Genomic DNA, 19,814 nt, shown 5'->3' with positions numbered 1-19,814 from the left:
ACTTACGTGGATCGTTTTGCTTGCGACTAGCATCGATTTTCAACCACAAACCTAACTTAATATAATAAATTATACCTTACTTTTTGCTGCAGTCAATATGGTAATTTTTTTTGCACCCTTTTTCATTAGCTGATATGCACAGCTAAACGCTGTAGCACCAGTGGTTATAACGTCGTCTACCAGTAAAATATTTTTATTTTTTACATTAATTTTATCTATAACATCAAAACTTTCCTGCACATTATTCCATCTTTCATTACCACTTAATCCTATTTGATCTTTGGTGTCCTTTATCTTACAAAGATAGCTAACTAATGGTTTATTCAATGCGTCTCCTATTGTTTTCGCTAAATACTTACTTTGATTATATCCTCTCTTTTTTAAAGACTTTTTACTCATGGGAATATATGTTACAGCATCAAATTCAATTTCTTCTTTTTCGATTCTCTTTATCATGTAATTAGCAATTGTTTCCCCTGCTCTAAAATTACTTTTATATTTTAACATTAGCACAAGCTCCATCATTCCACCTGAATAGTATGATATACTATAGCAATTAAAACTAGTGCCATGTCTTTCAACTTGAAAAGCATCTTCACAGAATCTTATTCGTTCTTCACAGTCATTACACATAAAACCTTCTCCAAATAAGTCCTGCCCACAGAGAACACAATTTTCATCTGTTGAGTAAATGACTTGAAGTACACAGTCCCATAGAAATCTTAAATTTTTAACAATCCCATTTCCCATGCCTCTTTATTAAAATTTCTAGTTATATCCTTAGCTTTTTCCATATCTCTGGTTTCTTCATTTGCCAAAAATATAACCTCTCCTTTCCACTCTTTTTCTCCTCTTCCAACGCTAGCACAGAAGTATATTAGCTTTTTGTAGTTAAATTCAAAGTCATCTGCAAAGTAGACCATAACATCTGCATTTTCTACCTTAGAAAGAACTTCTTCAAATTCGTTGGTAACAATCACCATTCTCTTTATCTTTGTAAAGTTTGAAATTAATTTTTTATCAGATTTACCTTTAATGAAGGGAACTATGTTTTTGCTAATATTTTTGCAATAATTTTTCATGTAAAGATATACACTTTCTACCTTTTCTTCATCTGGAACACATATAATAACTTTTCTATTAGAATTTATAGACCACTTCAAATAATCATATATGACAAATGGGATATCCTTACTTATATCAATTCTAGTCAGTATGGTTCTTGGCTCAATTATAGGAATTTTAGCATCTTTTACAGGTATAAGTATTTCCCTCTCATTTCTGAATAGACCCTCAATAGAGTAATATATTATTTTAGTGTTTTCATTACACATTTTGGACACTAAATCTAATACTTCATACTTACTATAAGTGGGAAAACTCCTTATATCATCATATATGACAAGATCAAATTTTTCTTTGAACTTAATTGCATTAGCAAAGTCACACACTTTTAGTCTAGAGTTCACATTTGCCTTTGATGTTCTTACATAAGAATAGTCTCTAAAATTTGTTCTTCTTTTTATAAGTTCTAATATATTTATATTATCCGGGTATTCATTTGTAATATAAACTACAGACTTTTCATTTTTTACGTAATATAATATTATTTCCAAAAAAATTTCTGGTGAGTTATAGGGAAGTGACACTACGTTTAAAAAGCGTTCGTTTCCAATGCCCCAATTTAGTATATTCTCACTAACCTTATCTTTTTCTTCAGTTAAGCTTTTCCTCTTGAACAATAACATTATCTTCACTCTCCATTATATCCACTATTCTATGTTTTAATAATGAATATCTATCAAAGCTTTTATTATTATCTACCATAGACTTAACAGCCTTTATGTCTCCTACTAGAACCACCAATTGTTTTGCCCTAGTTATCGCTGTGTAAAGCAAATTTCTATTCATTAATAGTGGTGGCCCCATGAATACAGGTATAACAACTACTGGGAACTCACTTCCTTGACTTTTATGTATGGTTATAGCATAAGCTAAATCAATTTCATCTAGATAAACATTGTCGTATATTATCTTTCTCTCTTCATCAAAAATTACTGTTACAGTTTGTTTCTCTTCATCTATATCCTCTATATATCCAACATCACCATTAAAAACCCCTACTCCTTCTTTTTCACCGTCTCCAGCTATCCTTGACCACTTCAAGGAGTAATTATTCTTAGTCTGCATTATCTTATCCCCAACTCTAAATATCATATCCCTAAATTCTTTTTCCTTCTTCTCACTATCTTCAGGGTTTAATATATGTTGAAGTTTTTTATTTAAGTTAGATACTCCTAAAACTCCTTTTCTCATAGGAGAAAGAATTTGAATATCCTTTGTTTTGTTCCATTTTTTATTAAAGTTAGGCAACCTGCTATCTATAAGTGCTATTAGCGTATCCATTATTTTATTTTGGTCATCACATTTTATAAAATAAAAATCTTTATCCTTTTTATTAAATACAGGCAATTCTCCTCCATTAATTTTATGAGCATTTACTACAATCATGCTTTCCTCAGACTGCCTGAAAATTTCTTTTAGTTTAACTATCTTTATACAGTTACTCTCAATTAAGTCCCTAAGTACATTTCCAGGACCTACTGATGGAAGCTGATCCACATCTCCTACAATTATAACTCTAGTTCCTAAGGATACAGCTTTGAGAAGATTATTCATAAGAACAATGTCTATCATTGATGCCTCATCTATCATAATCACATCACATTCTAACGGAGCCTCTTCACCTCTTGAAAAAAGTAGATTCTCATTTTCTTCACTTATTCCCATCTCTAGAAGCCTATGAATAGTTTTTGCCTCTCTGCCTGTTGCTTCTGTCATCCTCTTTGCTGCTCTTCCTGTAGGAGCTCCCATATAAACCTTAAGATTTGCTTTTTCAAAAATTTCAGTTATGCAATTTATTATAGTGGTTTTACCTGTGCCAGGACCTCCTGTGATAATTTCAATTCCATTTTCTACTGCTCCTCTTATCGCTTCCTTCTGAGAGGGTGCAAACTTTATATTATTTCCTGACTCAAAAAGGCTTATTTCTTTATCAACATCTATACCCATATCATCATAATTACTTAACGCTAGGGAAAGTATCTTTTTTGTAACTCCTAATTCACAATAGTAATATGGAATTGAGAATACACATATCTTGTTGTCAACCTGCTCTAATTTTATCTTGCCATCAATTTGTGCATTGTATATATTTTCTTCAATTATTTCTTTAGTAACCCCAAGAGTATCAATTCCATCCTTAATCAATATCTCCAAAGGTATATAGGTATTACCTAATGCACAAAACTGATTTATCAGATATTTTATTCCACTTTGTATCCTAAAAGGAGAGCTAGGTTCTATTCCCAAACTTCTTGCAATCTTATCCGAAGTTTTAAATCCTATTCCAGAAATCTCTTCAGTTAACACATATGGATTTTCCTTTACAATTTTTATTGAATCTGCTCCAAACCTTTTATGTATCTTTACGCACTGATTAGGTGAAACTCCATAAGTTTGAAAGAAAATCATCATATTTCTAATTTCATACTGCTTAGAATAAGATTCACATATTAATGCTATCTTTTTTTTGCCTATCCCATCTATCTCTTTCAATCTTTCTATATTATTATCCAAAATCTCTAAGGTTTTTTCTCCAAACTTTTCAACAATCTTTTTTGCAGTTACAGGTCCTATCCCGGATATTATTCCAGAGGCCAAATATTTTTCTATACCTACAGTAGAACTTGGTACAATCTCTTCACAGGATATTACCTTAAATTGCTGACCAAAATTGGGATGTAATACCCATTCCCCAGACAGTCTTAAGTTTAAGTTTTCTGATATATAAGGTATGCAACCTACTATTGTTATGTTTTCTTTTTCGGACTTAATCCTTGCTACTACATAACCATTTTCCTCATTTTGAAATATTATATCTTCTACAATACCCTGTACTTCCTGCATAAGATCTCTCCTAATTTTTTAGTTATTTCCTATTTCTTTTCTTCATTATAATTATAACATAAACTATTCACCATTCACTGTTAATTCTTAGCTAATAAAAAGCTCTTATGCATATGCATAAGAGCTTTTTATTATAAGTATTTCTTTATATCTTCAACCTTGCTTAAAGCTTCCCATGGAACATTAACATCAGTTCTTCCGAAGTGTCCATAAGCTGCTACTTGTCTGTAAATAGGTCTTCTTAAGTCTAATTCTTTAATTATAGCTGCTGGTCTTAAATCAAATACCTTATTAACTATATCTATTATCTTGTTCTCTTCAATTTTTCCTGTTCCAAAAGTGTCTACAGTAATAGATACAGGCTTAGCAACTCCTATAGCATAAGCTACTTGTATTTCTAGCTTATCTGCAACACCTGCAGCAACTAGGTTCTTAGCAACCCATCTTGCAGCATATGCAGCCGATCTATCAACCTTTGTTGGATCTTTTCCTGAGAAAGCTCCACCACCGTGTCTACCATATCCACCATATGTGTCTACTATTATTTTTCTTCCAGTTAAACCAGCATCTCCTTGTGGTCCTCCAACAACGAATCTTCCTGTTGGGTTTATAAAATACTTAGTTGTATCGTCTAAAAGTTCAGCTGGAATTATAGGATTTATTACATGTTCTAATAAATCCTTCTCTATTTGCTCACGAGTCACTTCCGGATCATGCTGAGTAGAGATTACGATTGTGTCAACTCTAACTGGTTTGTCATTTTCATATTCTACAGTAACCTGTGTCTTTCCATCCGGTCTTAAATAAGTTAAAGTTCCATTCTTTCTTACTTCTGATAATCTTCTTGAAAGCTTATGAGCTAAGCTTATTGGCATAGGCATATATTCAGGTGTCTCATTTGTAGCAAAACCAAACATCATACCTTGGTCTCCAGCACCTATTGCTTCCATTCTATCCATTTCACCCATTTTAGATTCAAGAGCTTCATCTACTCCCATAGCTATATCAGATGATTGCTCATCTATAGAAGTAAGTACAGCACAAGTATCACAGTCAAACCCAAACTTAGCTCTTGTGTATCCTATTTCTTCTATAGTTTTTCTAACTATTCTTGGGATATCTGCATAACAATTAGTTGATATTTCTCCCATAACCATAACCATTCCAGTAGTAACTGATGTCTCACAAGCAACCCTTCCATTTGGGTCTTTTTCTAATATACTATCAAGAATAGCATCTGAAATTTGATCACAAATTTTATCTGGATGTCCTTCTGTAACTGATTCAGACGTAAATAGCCTTCTCATATTTATCCCTCCGTTTTATTATATCAAAAATAAAACCTCTTCTATTAATAAGAAGAGGTTAATAAACTTAACAACTCTCTTATCTCGCAGTCAACGCTGCAGGAATTGGCACCTTAGCATAAAGCTGGTTGCCGGGTTTCATCGGGCCCTGTCCCTCCGCCTCTCTTGATAAGAGTATTATTCATATTTTAATTATGTATTATACATTTAGTACATATTATGTTAAAAAAATAAAACACCTTTAAGTGCTTTATTTATGGTGGAGGAGGACGGATTCGAACCATCGAAGTCACTGACAACAGATTTACAGTCTGCCCCCTTTGGCCACTCGGGAACTCCTCCATATTTTTTTTGGTGCTGGCAGCAAGAATCGAACTCGCGACCTACTGATTACAAGTCAGTTGCTCTACCTGCTGAGCTATGCCAGCTAATTTAATTAAGTTTTTAATGGTGGGCACAACAGGGATCGAACCTGTGACCCCCTGCTTGTAAGGCAGGTGCTCTCCCAGCTGAGCTATGCGCCCTTAATTTATGGTGGAGGAGGACGGATTCGAACCATCGAAGTCACTGACAACAGATTTACAGTCTGCCCCCTTTGGCCACTCGGGAACTCCTCCATATTTTTTTGGTGCTGGCAGCAAGAATCGAACTCGCGACCTACTGATTACAAGTCAGTTGCTCTACCTGCTGAGCTATGCCAGCTAATTATTTGTTTTGTCTTTGGTTTGTTTTTCAACGCCGCTGACATGGATTATTATATAACGACACCATATTATTTTCAAATTCGATTATAACCCTTTTAGTGAATTGTGGTTGCATTTTCTCCACATACCTTCAATTACCTCAATATAACTCACGTAATCATTTTTTAAATAAAGATTATTTACTATTGAAATGTTGGCGAATTCACAACTAGAAATGCTTTGAAACCACCGTTGATTTATGCTTGAACTAGCCCTTTACCAAAGCAGTATCTAGAGGATTCAGCGATAAAGTTCCTATATATTTTCACTAAAATACCAGAAACTATTCTGGCGCTACTGCTCTACAATGTCCTCACCTAAAAATTTATTTGCCACATCTTTTACCTTTTCATAATCTTTATCAGATAGCCTCTGATTAAGTAGTTTTAATGCGCTTTTTATATCTTTATTGCTGCCACTAGAAAGATACTCCTTTACTTTTTCATAGTCAACAACAGACAATTTACTAGCTGTTAAGAGTATTTTGGTTTTATCAGAGCTGCTTAAGTTAACCTTATCCTTTGATGATACAGTATTAAAAACAGGTATATCTTCCTTTTTTATCTCACCATTCTTATTATATCCCTTGCTTATACTAGATTTGTTATCTTTACCAAAGTTATCACTCTTATTAACCACATCTTTCTTGTCTTCTTTTCCATAATCAACTTTATCTTGACCAAAAAAGTCTATTTTATCCTCTTCTATTTGCCTAGCTAAAGAATCCATCTTAATTTTTTTATAGCTATCGCTTATAACCACTGACTCAATATTATCTTTACTCTTGAGCAACTCACTTATATCTTGATTTTTAGCTGGGTTTTTTTCATCTTCCTTACTTACCTTTTTATTATTACTGCTTTCTTCAATGGTATCTACTATTAGGTTTTTATACATATAAATTTTATCTGAACACAGCATAATAAATACACATATAATAGTTGATGAAACTATTGCTAATATTTGTACTTTCTTATTCATATAACACACCTTCCTTGCATCATATTATTATCCCACTAAATGAATTTTTTATTCTTTTTCCCTTAATATTTCATAACACATCTTCATATAAATTATTAAGGAGGTGTATCTATTGAATAAGGTAAAAGCTAACTACAAGAATCCACTAGCATATTATGAAATTGCATACTTTTTAAAAGACTATATTAACGAGGATACAATTATAGTATGTATTGGCACTGATAGATGTATAGGGGATTGTCTTGGTCCCTTAATTGGAACCTTACTTACATCTAAAAACTTTCCTCTTCCTGTGTATGGTACAATTTCAGATCCAATACATGCTTTAAATATTGATAGAAAATTAGATGAAATTAAACTTCTGCACCCTCATAGTAACATAATAGGTATAGATGCATGTCTTGGTGATTCGGAGAGCATAGGAGAGATTCAGGCGAGAGACTACCCTGTACATCCCGGCAAAGGCGTTGGCAAGTCTCTACCAAATGTCGGTGAGACCTCTATCATAGGTATAGTGGACTCCAATGATAATGACGAAATATTTAATACTAGTAATATTAGATTAAACTTAGTATTAAGCATGGCCAAGGTTATTACCCATAGCCTAGTTCATTCATACTATCTTTATAACTCTTCTCAAATATTATAAATAAAAAGCAAAATCCTTAATAATTCGTAGGATTTTGCTTTTTATTTTAATCTATTAAAGTTATATCGTCTCCAATAAAAGTAACTTCCATTTTATCTAGATATTCTAATACTTTACCTGTTCCTAGAGCTACACAGGATACCGCATCTTCTGTTACATACACTGGTACCTTGGTAACCTCTTGTATAAGCTCACTAAGCCCACTAAGCAAGGCCCCTCCACCAGTCATAACTATTCCTTTATCAGCTATATCTGCTGCTAACTCTGGTGGTGTTTTTTCTAGTACAGCATGAGTCGTTTCTGCTATTGCATTTACAGTTTCCTTTAAAGCTTCCCTCATTTCATCTGAGGATACAGTTATATTCTTGGGAAGACCTGAGATCAAGTCTCTTCCTCTTATTTCCATAACTACTTTTTCTCTATCAAATGCAGAACCTATATTTATCTTTAAATCCTCTGCAGTTCTTTCACCAATCATTAACTTATGTTCTTTTCTTATATATCTCATTATAGCTTCATCAAACTTGTCTCCTGCAACCTTTATAGATGATCTTACAACTATTCCTCCTAAAGAAATAACTGCAACATCAGTAGTCCCTCCTCCAATGTCAATAACCATATTTCCGCTTGCTTTTGTGATATCTAGACCAGCACCTATAGCTGCTGCCAGTGGTTCTTCTATCAAAAACACTTTTTTTGCACCAGCATTCTTAGCCGCATCAATAACAGCTCTTTTCTCAACCTCTGTAGCTTCACAAGGAACACAAACCACTACTCTTGGTGCAGACATTCTTTTCTTTCCACAAGCCTTAGATATAAAATATTTTAACATTTTTTCAGTTATATCATAATCAGATATAACCCCATCCCTCAAAGGACGAATTGCTACAATGTTTCCAGGTGTTCTACCTATCATTTGCCATGCTTCTTCGCCAACAGCTAGTACCTTATTTTTATTCCTATCTATTGCAACAACCGAAGGTTCTTTTAATATTACTCCCTTACCCTTAATGTATACAAGCACTGTAGCTGTACCTAAATCGATTCCCATATCGGTTCCTATACTAAAAAACATTCCCTTTTTCACTCCTACTCTTCCCCAACTTTTTCTAATAAAAGCAAGAAATTTGTCTATTTTTATTATCTATACAGTTTAATTATAATCGGAATGTTTTTAACCTTCAATAGCTTTATACTTTAATTTAGTTGCCTTGCCACCTCTTATGTGTCTTTCTGCTTTATTATAATCTAATATTATTTTAGCTTCTTCCGCAATTTGAGGATTTATTTTAGGTAACCTTTCTGTCATATCTTTGTGTATGGTACTTTTACTTACTCCAAAAACCTTGGCTGTTTTTCTTATTGTAGCTTTTGAACCTATGATATACTTTGCAACTTCTAAAACTCTTTCTTCAATGTAATCTTTCAAAGTGGTACCTCCTTAATCCTTCTATATTTATAAATATGCTGTTTAGCATTCTTAAATTCATTGTATGAGCCATTTTCCGATAAACTTCTCGGAAAATGGCTAAATATTAATATTTTAAGTATTTACTTGGATCAACATAGTCTTTGCCCTTCAATATAGCAAAGTGTATATGATCTCCATACTTCTCATAAGCTGCTCTTAATGTAGTTTTACCAACAGTACCTATAGTTGCTCCCTTAGTTATTGTCTGACCTTTTGTAACCTTAACTTTTGGGTCTAAGTTAGAATAAACTGTTTTCAATCCATTTTGATGGTTTATAGTAACTTGAACTCCATCCTGTGTAACACTACTAACCTCTTCCACTTTTCCATCTGCTACAGCAAATACAGGCTTTCCTAAATCAGCCTTTATATCATATCCAAGGTTTGGTCTATAACTTCCTGTAGAGTCCCAATATACAGGATCCTCTGAATATACTCTTGCTACACTTCCTTCTACTGGTTTTTGGAATGTAACAGTTACTGAGTTAGAAACTCCTTTTGATACCGCATCATTTTTAGAAACATTTGTTTCTGTTTTGGTACTTTTCTTTACTTGAAGAGCATTATCATAATTTAAAGAAGGCTCATTTCCACCCTTAGCCACTTCTTGATTTGATTTTTCTTGTGATATATTTTGATGGCTAGCTGGTGTATTGTCTACATGCTTATTGTTTTTTGCTGTTAAAACAGCCACTGTAGCTACAACACATAAGCATACAAACAATATTACATAGAATCCCTCCTTCTTAAAAAAGTTTAGTGTTTTGTTTAAAAATTTTTTGTCCATACGAACACCTCCTTTTTGTAGTTTGTCCAGAGAGTAGTAAAAAATACATAATTTACAAAAAATTTTTTCTATTATTTTCATGTTTTTTTGACAAAACAAAAAAGGAGTAAAACTCCCTAAAGTTATTACTCCTTCAACTTGCTTTGTGATTGCCTAGTGTCTAGTAAAGGTAAACACAGCTTAAACAAACGCTACTTTATTGTGTATTAATTTTTTTAATATCTATACCGCTATAGTAATGCTTTAATATATCTTGATATCCTTTACCTTGCTTTCCCATTGCATTAGCTCCCCACTGACTCATTCCTACACCGTGTCCATATCCTACGCAGTTTATTTCTACTGTATTCACATTAAACTTAATGCTAAAATTAGCTGAATTCAATCCCATAATGCTTCTGAACTTACTTCCAGACATTGTCACCTTACCAACCTTGATGGTTTTTACCGCACCACCCTCTGTCCTGTTTACTATAGTCACCTGATTTTTTACTGTTGCAAGTGTCAATCCTGAACTTGAGTATTGTGAGTCTATCTTATTTATGAATTCTTTATAGGATAACTTGACTGTACTTTTAAACTTTGGTGCTACTTCCTCGCCAGGACTGCTTACACTCTTCAAGTATGGTATATCCTGTGAAAAAGCATCCATGCCATCCTCTGTTTTACCACTGCTGATAGCGAAGTAATATGGCTCCATAACAAGCTCTCCATCAATAGTTAGAATTTCTCCTGAGGTCTGCTTTACTGCATCAGTAATTTTGCTCCAATACTCATCTCTTTTACTTTTAGGCCACGAACTTAACCTTTCTTCTTTATTCATAAATACCTGACATTGAACAGTATCACAAACATTAGCTCCTGTATTACTCTTATAACTCCTTCCACCGTAATCCTCCATATGTGCAAGCCCAAAGGTTCTAGCGGCAACTGCTTGAGCTTTTAAGGCTTCTAATGAAAATTCTGCAGGCATCTCTGCTGCAACAACACCTATTACATAGTCTTCAAGCAACATCTTCTCTACTTTATTCTCCTTAGTTATGTAAACTTTAATCACAGGTTCACCACTAGTTTTATTAAATACTATATTATTTGATCTCATTAAAAACTTAGGTATAATTGATTTGCTAAAAGCACCTTCACCTTGTCCTACACCTACCATAATGAAAGATAGAGCTACTATAAAAATAACACCCATTAATATTACTATAAAAAATCTCTTTAAGTGTATTGAAATTGTTACTCTCCTCATATCTTACCCCCCGACAATCTTTAGTGAAATATAGTATAAGTTTATTTTTGATTGTCTAAAAATATTACTACCATATTACAAAACCATAACCAACTTAAAAACTAAAGCTTGTTTATTTAAAGATCATCTAAGGTAATTCTCCTTATACAAAACTGGTATCGCCGCTGCTATAAAGATCATACCCATAAAAGCAGGTGCAGCATGACCAAGTGATACATAGATTTGGCCTCCAATGATAGGCCCAATCATTCTTGCTAAAGCTTGGATAGATTGGCTACCTCCTTGAACCCTTCCTTGTTCACTGGAATCAACAGATTTGGAGAGCATCCCATTGAATGAAGGCCCAAATATCGAGTCACCAAAACCAAATATAAACATTCCTGCGACAAAAAGAGGATAGAATGAGAATAAAGCAGATAACGCAATAAGACTGTAACCTATAATCTCCGAAGCCATTCCAAGAATTGCTATCTGTTTATCACTAAATTTTATCAAAAGCTTTGGCATTATGAACCCTTGTGAAATGATGTCTTGAAAGCCCATAATTGAAAACATAAGTCCAATTAGTGCAGGCTGAAAGCTGAAAGTATCCATTGTAAATTGTGAAAAAATCGCCTGTAAAGATCCGTTAGGTACCCAAAGTAAGAACGCTGAAATAAGTAGCCTTTTTAAGCTTTTCATGGAAAGTACCTTTGCAAGTTGTGTAAATGGATTCAGTCTTACAAAGGTAATCTCTTTCAGTCTACTATCCTTGTCAAGGCTCTCAGGCATAAAAAAGAATCCATAGACAACATTCACTAAAGTAATTATTGCTCCAAAATACATGGGTACAAAATAACCAAACTTGGCAAGTAATCCGCCTAGAGTTGGGCCAATGACGGTGCCCACACCTACAACTGCACTCACCCATCCAAAGTATTTTGTTCTCTGCTTTGGAGGAATGATGTCTGCAAAATATGCGAAGATAGTGCTTATGGTCCCGCCTGTTATACCTTCTATTATGCGCCCAGCAAATAGCACCCATAGAGCTCCTCCTATGCCAAAAACTAAGTACCCAATTGCGGAACCTAAAAGGCATACTAAGAGCAATGGACGACGGCCATATTTGTCGCTCAAAGCTCCAAGTACGGGGGCCGCAAAAAACATGCAGACTGCATAAACAGAGGTCAGCATTGTAACAATTATAGCTTGTTCTCCTGGACTACTTGTATAAGGCTGCACTAAGAATGGTACGACCGGCGCTATGATACTGAAGCCTATTCCGCAAAGAAATACAGAGATAATACCGAATACTAAAGCGTGCTTATCTACGATTTGTTCTGTGTTATGTTCATTATGTGATTTAAATATGGACATTTAAATTCTCCCCTCAAAAGTTATAATTTTGTTTCCTTGGAAACATATTTATAATATCGCATTTTTGTTTCCTAATCAACAAAAATTAAAAATAAAAAATGCAGCCTGTTCTCAATAGAGCTTAGCTGCCTGTGGTTTCATTTTCATTATTCAAATTTATTCCGACTTAATATCTACACCTAGTTTCTTTATTTCTGCATCTAAATGGTTACTATAATTTTCTACGAAGCTAAGCATACCATCAAACTGTTCCTCAGTTACCTGATCAAATACGGCTTTATCCCTCTCTTGAAACTCTTTGTGCAGTTCCTCATGGACTTTATAAATTTTTTGCCCTTTTTCAGTAAGCTGGAAATAAATTTCTTTCTTGTTATCCGGTTTCTGGTAGCTTTCGATAATGCCTTTTTCTATGAGTTTCTTGGTCATTTTACTTATGGCGCCCCTAGTCATATAAAGAGACTCCGCAAGTTTTGTCACGTTAGAATCTACATTTCTTCCAATGCATTCGATGTAATGTACTTCAGAAGGCTTATAATCTTTAAGACTTTCTTCCATCTTAAACTTATTAAGCCAGGCGATTTTGTTAAATAACTCCCTGAAAACCATCATCACCTGTTCTTCTTTGTTCATGACCTTCCTCCCATCTATTGGTGCATTAACAATATTATATTAAACTTTTGTTTCTATTTCAACAATATTAAAGTGCTTATTTTAGCTATTGAGCTATATGTGAAAAACAGGCTGAGAGAAGGTATTCTTAATAACCTTCTCCTTCATAGCATATACCATTATACCACTGATATCTACTCTACTCTTTCAATATCAGCACCTAATCCTTGAAGTTTTTTCTCTATATCTACATATCCTCTATCTACATGATAAATATCTGTAACCTGTGTTTCTCCTTCTGCCGACAAGCCGCATAATATAAGGGCAGCACCAGCTCTTAAATCTGTAGCCCTAACCTCTGCACCGGTAAGCCTATCTACACCTTCTATAACAGCACTTCTACCATCAATCTTTATATTAGCTCCCATTCTTTTCATTTCGGTAGCATGCATAAATCTATTTTCAAATATTGTCTCTGTAACAATGCTAGTGCCTTGAATTGTACATAATAATGCTGTCATCTGCGATTGCATATCTGTAGGAAAACCTGGATAAGGCATAGTTTTAATGTCTACAGGTTTTAATCTTCCAGTGCCATCTACAATCATGCTATCTCCATTAACCTTTATTTTTACTCCTGTTTCAGTCAGCTTAGCAATTATAGGTTTTAAATGCTCCTCGTTAATACCATTAATTTTAATCTTGCTTCTTGTTATTGCAGCTGCAATCATAAAAGTTCCTGCCTCTATTCTGTCACATATAGGTTTATGTCTTGTTCCTTTCAAATTTTTCACACCAATTATACGTACTGTATCTGACCCAGCTCCGATAACATTAGCACCCATACTATTTAAGAACCTTCCTAAATCTTCGATTTCAGGCTCTTCTGCTGCATTTTCTATTATAGTTTCACCTTCTGCCATTACTGCAGCCATCATTATATTTTCTGTTGCTCCTACAGAGGGAAAATCTAAGTATATCTTACTTCCTATTAACTTTTTTGCATAGGCCTCTACATAACCATGACCTACATTTACTTCTGCACCAAGAGCACTAAAACCTTTTAAATGCAAATCTATAGGTCTTGTTCCTATGTTACACCCACCAGGCAGCGAAAGTTTAAACTTTCCAAACCTTGATATCATAGGTCCCATAATCAAAAAAGATGCCCTCATTTTTTTTACCAAATCACTTGAAGGATCACACTCTTCTATATTGGAGCTATCGATTATTATTCTGTTACTACTTCTGTTTATGTCTATACCTGCACAAATGGTTCTAAGTACATCACTTATGACAAAAACATCTTCTAACATTGGCGCATCATCTATTATACACTTACCACCACTTAGTATACAGCCAGCAATAATAGGCAGCACAGAATTTTTAGCAGTACTAATATTTACCTCACCTTTTAACTCGTTTCCTCCTCTAACTACTATTTTGCTCATATCTTTCCTCCATTCACCATTGCTAATATGTTACAATTAATTCAGGTGTACCTATAATTATATAATTACCTGAAGAGTATTTACATACGGCGTAATTAAAGTCTATCAATTTACCATTACTTTTAATTGAATTATATTGCTTTGTGTAAGCGGTAGTACTGTATCCATTTTCTATGGAAACAGTATCTATATTAGCTACTCCATAATCCTTTAAAACATTTAATATCTGTTCATTTACAATTTTTATATCACTGTTTTCTACTTTACCTTTTAAGTATTCATAGTATTTAATATCTATGTACTGATTCCCTATAGATTTCTGCAATTTGCTTTTTAACTCACTTAAGGAATTCTTCCTTTCACCCTTCACGATATTCACCTTTACAATGTTATGATTTTCATATTGCATTGTTTCTATGTAACCCTTTACACTATTTTTTCCAAATTCTACGCAATAAGTTTGCTCATTTTTTAATATACTGCTATTCCAACCATCGTAAAAATCTAAACCCTTTAATATTTGATCTACGATATTTTCTCTATTCATATCTGTTGTAAATACCGCTGTAACACCACATTCCTCTATATTGCTGTTAGTTCTTGCTAAAATTTCATTGAATAAATCTACCTTTCTACTATTTACTGATAACTCAGTAATAAACAAAAAAAACATCATCATAGGTATAATTGTAACCATAAGAACTTTTTTCTTCATTTTAGCTGCTCTAAGATACTATTTATCTAGAGCTTGTCACCCCCTTATCTTCCCTATTAAATTATGGACAATTATTCCAAAACTTATTCAAGAATAGGGAGTCTTTATTGCTTTACTTCCTGTAAATATATTATTAATATATAACCTAACTATGAAAAGTGTGACTACTTTATAAAATAGTTTGACGCAAAAAAATAACACAAGACCTATGTCTTATGTTATTTATAGCTATTATCTAGTAATATTAAATTTAGATTAATTTTTTTCTTGCTAAAGCTCTAGAAAGTGCTAGTTCTGCTCTCTTAACATCTATATCTTGTTTATTATTAAGCCTCTCCTCAGCTCTTTTTCTAGCTTCTTCAGCTCTGTTAGCATCTATCTCTTCTGGCCACTCACAGGTATCACACAGAATTCTAACCTCATTATCTTTTACCTCTAGTATACCTGTTGATGTAAATGCCTTAAGCTTTTTACCACCTTTTTCAGTAATCTCTGTAACGGAAGGTCTTAAGGTTGTTACTAAAGGCATGTGATCTGGAAGTATTCCTATACCACCTTGAGTGCTTTCAGTTACTATTTCTGTAACCTCACCAGTATAAAATTCCCTTTCAGGAGTAAGGATAGTTAACTTTAAAGCATCCGCCATATTAATCTCCTTCTCGCAATATAATTTTATTATATATATAAAGTTAGACAGTAAACCGTCTAACTTTATAGTAACTTATTAACTTTCCATCATTACTTTTGCTTTTTCAACAACTTCTTCTATAGTTCCTGCAAACAGGAATGCTGCTTCTGGTAAATTATCATACTTACCATCAAGTAGTTCTCTAAAGCTTCTTACTGTTTCTTTTATAGGTACATATGCACCTTTCATTCCAGTAAATTGCTCAGCAACAGTAAATGGCTGTGATAAGAATCTTTGAATTCTTCTAGCTCTTATAACTACTAGTCTATCTTCTTCTGAAAGCTCATCTACACCAAGAATTGCTATTATATCTTGTAATTCTCTATATCTTTGAAGTATGTGCTTAACATCTGAAGCTACTGTATAGTGCTCCTCTCCTACTACTCTTGGGTCAAGAATTCTTGAACTTGACTCTAGAGGGTCAACTGCTGGATATATTCCAAGCTCTGATATAGATCTTGAAAGAACCGTTGTAGCATCAAGGTGAGCGAAAGTAGTTGCCGGTGCTGGGTCAGTTAAGTCATCCGCAGGTACGTATACAGCCTGAACAGATGTAATTGATCCATGCTTTGTGGATGTTATTCTCTCTTGAAGAGCACCCATTTCAGTTGCAAGTGTAGGCTGGTATCCAACGGCACTTGGTATTCTTCCTAGTAGTGCTGAAACCTCTGAACCTGCTTGCGTAAATCTGAATATGTTATCTATAAATAGCAACACGTCCTGGCCTTGATCTCTGAAGTACTCTGCCATAGTAAGTCCTGTTAACGCAACTCTCATTCTCGCTCCAGGTGGCTCATTCATCTGACCGAATACTAGTGCAGTCTTGTCAATAACTCCAGATTCTTTCATTTCATAATAAAGGTCATTACCTTCTCTTGTTCTTTCTCCAACACCTGTGAATACAGATAATCCACCGTGCTCTTTAGCTATATTATTTATAAGCTCTTGAATAAGAACTGTTTTACCAACTCCGGCTCCTCCGAATAGTCCTATCTTTCCACCTCTTTGATATGGTGCTAAAAGGTCTATAACCTTTATACCAGTCTCAAACATTTCCGGCTTAACAGATTGATCTTCAAAGCTTGGTGCTGGTCTGTGAATAGGATAGTATGTTTCTGCAACAACCTCTCCTGCCTCATCAATTGGCTGTCCTAGCATATTAAAAAGTCTTCCTAAAACTGGTTCTCCAACAGGTACAGATATTGCAGATCCTGTATCGACTGCATCCATACCTCTTTTTAAACCATCTGTAGATTCCATAGAAATAGTTCTAACTATATCGTCTCCTATGTGCTGAGCAACCTCAGTTATAAGCTTTTTATCTCCAAGAGCTATTTCTATACAGTTGTATATATTAGGAAGGTGTTCTGTACTGAATTTTATATCTACTACAGGTCCTATAACCTGAACAACTTTGCCCACATTTGGCATTAGTGTCCCTCCTTACTTTTGAGCTTCGGCCCCTCCGACTATTTCGGATATTTCTTGAGTTATGGCACCTTGTCTTTCTCTATTGTACTTAAGATTTAACTTATCCAATAACTCATTTGCATTTTTTGTTGCTCCATCCATAGCAGCCATTCTAGAACCCTGTTCGCTTGCTTTTGCATGAAGCATATAATTTAATATCTGTTGTTTTAACTGCATAACTACTATGTCATCTAGCATTTCATCTATAGATGGCTCAAACTTAACAAAGCGTTTATCAGTTTCAGTATCTTTATTCTCCAAAGGAAGTATTTTTTCTACAGTAACCACCTGTCTCACAGTAGAGAAAAATCTTGTATATACTATATAAACCTCTCCTACTTCACCCTTACGATATAAATCTAGCGCTTTATATGTAATAGCCTCTGCTTCTTTAATAGTAGGTACATCTGGAATATCTATGTACTCTGCTGTAGTTTCAAATCTTAATCTCTTAAAGTACATTCTTCCCTTTTGTCCTACTGATATAAGAAGAGAATTTTCTCTATCCTTAGATATTATCTCTGCAGTTGAGTTTACTACGTTAGCATTAAATCCTCCGCAAAGTCCTGTATCAGAGTTTAAAGTAATATAAAGTTTTTTCTTACCTTTATTACCATGTATGTAAATACTATTTTCTTCAGCACCTTTAACAAATTCGCTGGCTATAGAGCTGAAAGCTTTTGAGTATTTATCATTTACCTCAAGTTTATTCCTAACCTTCCTGAGTTTAGAGGTGGCAATAAGTCCCATGGCCTTTGTTATTTTTTGGGTACTGGTTATTGATTTAATTCTTCTCTTAATCGCAACTAATCCTGCCCCTGCCATACTTCACCTCCCGCAAAGGGAAAATTATACCTCTGCTAAAAATATTTTTTTGTATTCTTCGATAGCATCACCAAGTCTTTTACTTAAGTCATCAGATAAAGTTTTCTTTTCTGATATTTCTTGGCCTATTTCCTTGTGATGTGTATCCATATGTTCTAAGAATTTCTTTTCAAATTCCCCAATTTTATCAACTGGAATATCCATTAAATGCTCTTTAACACCTGCATAAAGAATCATAATTTGCTTTTCAACTGGCATAGGTTTGTATTGAGGCTGTTTTAATATTTCTGTTAGTCTCTTACCTTTTTCAAGTCTTTTCTTTGATTCTTTATCAAGGTCTGAACCGAACTGAGCAAATGCAGCAAGTTCTCTATATTGAGCAAGGTCAAGTCTTAAAGATCCTGCAACCTGCTTCATTGCTTTAATCTGAGCACTACCACCAACTCTGGATACAGATATACCAGCGTTAACAGCTGGTCTTTGTCCTGCATAGAACAACTCAGATTCAAGGAATATCTGACCATCTGTTATAGAAATAACGTTAGTTGGTATGTAAGCAGTAACGTCTCCTGCAAGAGTTTCTATTATAGGAAGCGCTGTTAGCGATCCTCCACCAAGCTTATCTGAAAGTTTTGCAGCTCTTTCAAGAAGTCTTGAGTGTACATAGAATACGTCTCCAGGATACGCTTCTCTTCCTGGTGGTCTACGAAGTAGTAATGACATCGCTCTATAAGCAACAGCGTGCTTAGACAAATCATCATATACTATAAGTACATCTTTTCCTTGATGCATAAAGTGCTCACCCATTGTACAGCCTGCATATGGCGCAATGTACTGTAATGGTGCTGATTCTGAAGCTGTAGCAGATACAATTATAGTGTAATCCATAGCTCCCATTTCAGTAAGGTTGTTAACTATATGAGCTACTGTTGACTGTTTTTGTCCTATAGCTACATATATACATATTACATCTTTACCTTTTTGGTTTATTATAGTATCTATAGCTATAGCAGTTTTTCCTGTCTGTCTATCTCCTATTATAAGCTCTCTTTGACCTTTTCCAATAGGAATCATAGAGTCTATAGCTTTTATACCTGTTTGTAATGGTTGTTTAACAGACTGTCTTGTTATAACTCCTGGAGCAATAAGTTCAACTGGTCTTGTTGCCTCACTTTTGATAGGACCCTTTCCATCTACTGGCTGGCCAAGTGCATTTACAACCCTGCCTACAAGTCCCTCTCCAACTGGTACTTCAACAACCTTTCCAGTTCTTTTAACTATATCTCCTTCTTTTATACCTTTCTCAGAACCTAGAAGAACGCATCCTACATTGTCCTGTTCAAGGTTTAGAGCCATAGCATAAACATTGTTTGGAAACTCTAGAAGTTCCCCTGCCATACATTCATTAAGTCCATAAACTCTGGCAATACCATCACCTACTTGGATTATTGTACCTGAATCAACTGTCTCTATTTTCTTTTCATACTTTTCAATTTCCTGTTTAATAATTGAAGTTATTTCTTCAGGTCTTATGTTCATAG

General features: G+C 34.3%; 18 protein-coding genes, 5 tRNA genes and 1 riboswitch. Of the genes, 1 reads left to right on the top strand and 22 read right to left on the bottom strand.

Going from position 1 to position 19,814, the window contains the following annotated elements:
- Window positions 1-69 precede the first annotated feature (69 nt).
- From N4T77_RS04365 to N4T77_RS04320, 10 genes are all read right to left on the bottom strand, one after another.
- Window positions 70-750 carry a ComF family protein gene (locus N4T77_RS04365; protein ID WP_261670522.1) on the bottom strand — a complete coding sequence of 227 codons (681 nt, stop codon included), beginning with the start codon at window positions 748-750 and terminating at the stop codon, window positions 70-72.
- Complete coding sequence (locus N4T77_RS04360) at window positions 723-1,748, bottom strand: hypothetical protein (protein WP_261670521.1); 1,026 nt, start codon at window positions 1,746-1,748, stop codon at window positions 723-725. The genes N4T77_RS04365 and N4T77_RS04360 overlap by 28 nt, the downstream gene beginning before the upstream one ends.
- Window positions 1,717-3,969 (bottom strand): ATP-dependent RecD-like DNA helicase, encoded by a 2,253-nt coding sequence (locus N4T77_RS04355; RefSeq protein WP_261670520.1) that lies wholly within the window; start codon window positions 3,967-3,969, stop codon window positions 1,717-1,719. Before N4T77_RS04355 ends, N4T77_RS04360 begins: the two co-directional genes overlap by 32 nt.
- A 131-nt stretch (window positions 3,970-4,100) precedes the next feature.
- Window positions 4,101-5,276, bottom strand: coding sequence for a methionine adenosyltransferase (metK, locus tag N4T77_RS04350; RefSeq protein ID WP_261670519.1), 1,176 nt, complete (start codon window positions 5,274-5,276; stop codon window positions 4,101-4,103).
- 76 nt (window positions 5,277-5,352) lie between these two features.
- Window positions 5,353-5,451, bottom strand: a riboswitch (SAM riboswitch).
- Window positions 5,452-5,533: 82 nt separating this feature from the next.
- A tRNA-Tyr gene (locus tag N4T77_RS04345) sits at window positions 5,534-5,618 on the bottom strand.
- A gap of 10 nt (window positions 5,619-5,628) precedes the next feature.
- Window positions 5,629-5,704, bottom strand: a tRNA-Thr gene (locus N4T77_RS04340).
- Between the two features lie 20 nt (window positions 5,705-5,724).
- Window positions 5,725-5,800, bottom strand: a tRNA-Val gene (locus tag N4T77_RS04335).
- A gap of 8 nt (window positions 5,801-5,808) precedes the next feature.
- Window positions 5,809-5,893, bottom strand: a tRNA-Tyr gene (locus tag N4T77_RS04330).
- Between the two features lie 9 nt (window positions 5,894-5,902).
- Window positions 5,903-5,978: transfer RNA gene (locus N4T77_RS04325), tRNA-Thr, on the bottom strand.
- A 335-nt stretch (window positions 5,979-6,313) separates the two neighbouring features.
- Window positions 6,314-7,000: a hypothetical protein gene (locus tag N4T77_RS04320; RefSeq protein ID WP_261670518.1), complete on the bottom strand. Its 687-nt coding sequence runs from the start codon at window positions 6,998-7,000 to the stop codon at window positions 6,314-6,316.
- A gap of 112 nt (window positions 7,001-7,112) precedes the next feature.
- Between N4T77_RS04320 and yyaC the strand changes: the two genes are divergently transcribed.
- Window positions 7,113-7,649 carry a spore protease YyaC gene (yyaC, locus tag N4T77_RS04315; RefSeq protein ID WP_261670517.1) on the top strand — a complete coding sequence of 179 codons (537 nt, stop codon included), beginning with the start codon at window positions 7,113-7,115 and terminating at the stop codon, window positions 7,647-7,649.
- Between the two features lie 46 nt (window positions 7,650-7,695).
- Here yyaC and N4T77_RS04310 read toward each other — a convergent pair whose 3' ends face one another.
- The 12 genes from N4T77_RS04310 to atpA all read right to left on the bottom strand — a co-directional run bounded on the left by N4T77_RS04310 (window position 7,696) and on the right by atpA (window position 19,812).
- Window positions 7,696-8,724, bottom strand: coding sequence for a rod shape-determining protein (locus tag N4T77_RS04310; RefSeq protein WP_261670673.1), 1,029 nt, complete (start codon window positions 8,722-8,724; stop codon window positions 7,696-7,698).
- 99 nt (window positions 8,725-8,823) lie between these two features.
- Window positions 8,824-9,078 carry a sporulation transcriptional regulator SpoIIID gene (gene spoIIID / locus N4T77_RS04305; protein WP_261670516.1) on the bottom strand — a complete coding sequence of 85 codons (255 nt, stop codon included), beginning with the start codon at window positions 9,076-9,078 and terminating at the stop codon, window positions 8,824-8,826.
- A gap of 106 nt (window positions 9,079-9,184) precedes the next feature.
- Window positions 9,185-9,907 (bottom strand): M23 family metallopeptidase, encoded by a 723-nt coding sequence (locus N4T77_RS04300; protein WP_261670515.1) that lies wholly within the window; start codon window positions 9,905-9,907, stop codon window positions 9,185-9,187.
- Between the two features lie 196 nt (window positions 9,908-10,103).
- Complete coding sequence (spoIID, locus tag N4T77_RS04295; RefSeq protein ID WP_261670514.1) at window positions 10,104-11,159, bottom strand: stage II sporulation protein D; 1,056 nt, start codon at window positions 11,157-11,159, stop codon at window positions 10,104-10,106.
- A 123-nt stretch (window positions 11,160-11,282) separates the two neighbouring features.
- Entirely contained in the window at window positions 11,283-12,515 is a 1,233-nt protein-coding gene (locus N4T77_RS04290) for an MFS transporter (protein ID WP_261670513.1), read from the bottom strand.
- A gap of 156 nt (window positions 12,516-12,671) precedes the next feature.
- Complete coding sequence (locus tag N4T77_RS04285) at window positions 12,672-13,145, bottom strand: MarR family transcriptional regulator (RefSeq protein ID WP_261670512.1); 474 nt, start codon at window positions 13,143-13,145, stop codon at window positions 12,672-12,674.
- Between the two features lie 173 nt (window positions 13,146-13,318).
- Entirely contained in the window at window positions 13,319-14,575 is a 1,257-nt protein-coding gene (gene murA, locus N4T77_RS04280) for a UDP-N-acetylglucosamine 1-carboxyvinyltransferase (protein ID WP_261670511.1), read from the bottom strand.
- A 22-nt stretch (window positions 14,576-14,597) separates the two neighbouring features.
- Entirely contained in the window at window positions 14,598-15,290 is a 693-nt protein-coding gene (locus N4T77_RS04275; protein ID WP_261670510.1) for a hypothetical protein, read from the bottom strand.
- Window positions 15,291-15,540: 250 nt separating this feature from the next.
- Window positions 15,541-15,936: a F0F1 ATP synthase subunit epsilon gene (locus N4T77_RS04270; RefSeq protein ID WP_261670509.1), complete on the bottom strand. Its 396-nt coding sequence runs from the start codon at window positions 15,934-15,936 to the stop codon at window positions 15,541-15,543.
- 78 nt (window positions 15,937-16,014) lie between these two features.
- Window positions 16,015-17,409: a F0F1 ATP synthase subunit beta gene (atpD, locus tag N4T77_RS04265; protein ID WP_261670508.1), complete on the bottom strand. Its 1,395-nt coding sequence runs from the start codon at window positions 17,407-17,409 to the stop codon at window positions 16,015-16,017.
- A gap of 12 nt (window positions 17,410-17,421) precedes the next feature.
- Window positions 17,422-18,273, bottom strand: coding sequence for an ATP synthase F1 subunit gamma (atpG, locus tag N4T77_RS04260; protein ID WP_261670507.1), 852 nt, complete (start codon window positions 18,271-18,273; stop codon window positions 17,422-17,424).
- A gap of 24 nt (window positions 18,274-18,297) precedes the next feature.
- Window positions 18,298-19,812, bottom strand: a complete 1,515-nt coding sequence (atpA, locus tag N4T77_RS04255; RefSeq protein WP_261670506.1) for a F0F1 ATP synthase subunit alpha — start codon at window positions 19,810-19,812, stop codon at window positions 18,298-18,300.
- Window positions 19,813-19,814: the final 2 nt, after the last annotated feature.

This window comes from Clostridium sp. CX1 (genome assembly GCF_025398335.1).
Taxonomy (GTDB): Bacteria; Bacillota; Clostridia; order Clostridiales; family Clostridiaceae; genus Clostridium_AM; species Clostridium_AM tanneri.
The sequence above is the reverse complement of the archived record's forward strand: the minus strand, read 5'-3'. Positions and strand labels throughout refer to the sequence as shown.

Coding starts and splice junctions, on each gene's coding strand:
- N4T77_RS04365 (WP_261670522.1), bottom strand. CDS start 750: ATGGGAAATGGGATTGTTAAAAATTTAAGATTTCTATGGGACTGTGTA.
- murA (WP_261670511.1), bottom strand. CDS start 14,575: ATGAGCAAAATAGTAGTTAGAGGAGGAAACGAGTTAAAAGGTGAGGTA.
- metK (WP_261670519.1), bottom strand. CDS start 5,276: ATGAGAAGGCTATTTACGTCTGAATCAGTTACAGAAGGACATCCAGAT.
- N4T77_RS04320 (WP_261670518.1), bottom strand. CDS start 7,000: ATGAATAAGAAAGTACAAATATTAGCAATAGTTTCATCAACTATTATA.
- atpG (WP_261670507.1), bottom strand. CDS start 18,273: ATGGCAGGGGCAGGATTAGTTGCGATTAAGAGAAGAATTAAATCAATA.
- N4T77_RS04290 (WP_261670513.1), bottom strand. CDS start 12,515: ATGTCCATATTTAAATCACATAATGAACATAACACAGAACAAATCGTA.
- N4T77_RS04310 (WP_261670673.1), bottom strand. CDS start 8,724: ATGTTTTTTAGTATAGGAACCGATATGGGAATCGATTTAGGTACAGCT.
- N4T77_RS04285 (WP_261670512.1), bottom strand. CDS start 13,145: ATGAACAAAGAAGAACAGGTGATGATGGTTTTCAGGGAGTTATTTAAC.
- N4T77_RS04360 (WP_261670521.1), bottom strand. CDS start 1,748: ATGTTATTGTTCAAGAGGAAAAGCTTAACTGAAGAAAAAGATAAGGTT.
- N4T77_RS04355 (WP_261670520.1), bottom strand. CDS start 3,969: ATGCAGGAAGTACAGGGTATTGTAGAAGATATAATATTTCAAAATGAG.
- atpD (WP_261670508.1), bottom strand. CDS start 17,409: ATGCCAAATGTGGGCAAAGTTGTTCAGGTTATAGGACCTGTAGTAGAT.
- N4T77_RS04270 (WP_261670509.1), bottom strand. CDS start 15,936: ATGGCGGATGCTTTAAAGTTAACTATCCTTACTCCTGAAAGGGAATTT.
- N4T77_RS04275 (WP_261670510.1), bottom strand. CDS start 15,290: ATGAAGAAAAAAGTTCTTATGGTTACAATTATACCTATGATGATGTTT.
- N4T77_RS04300 (WP_261670515.1), bottom strand. CDS start 9,907: ATGGACAAAAAATTTTTAAACAAAACACTAAACTTTTTTAAGAAGGAG.
- spoIID (WP_261670514.1), bottom strand. CDS start 11,159: ATGAGGAGAGTAACAATTTCAATACACTTAAAGAGATTTTTTATAGTA.
- atpA (WP_261670506.1), bottom strand. CDS start 19,812: ATGAACATAAGACCTGAAGAAATAACTTCAATTATTAAACAGGAAATT.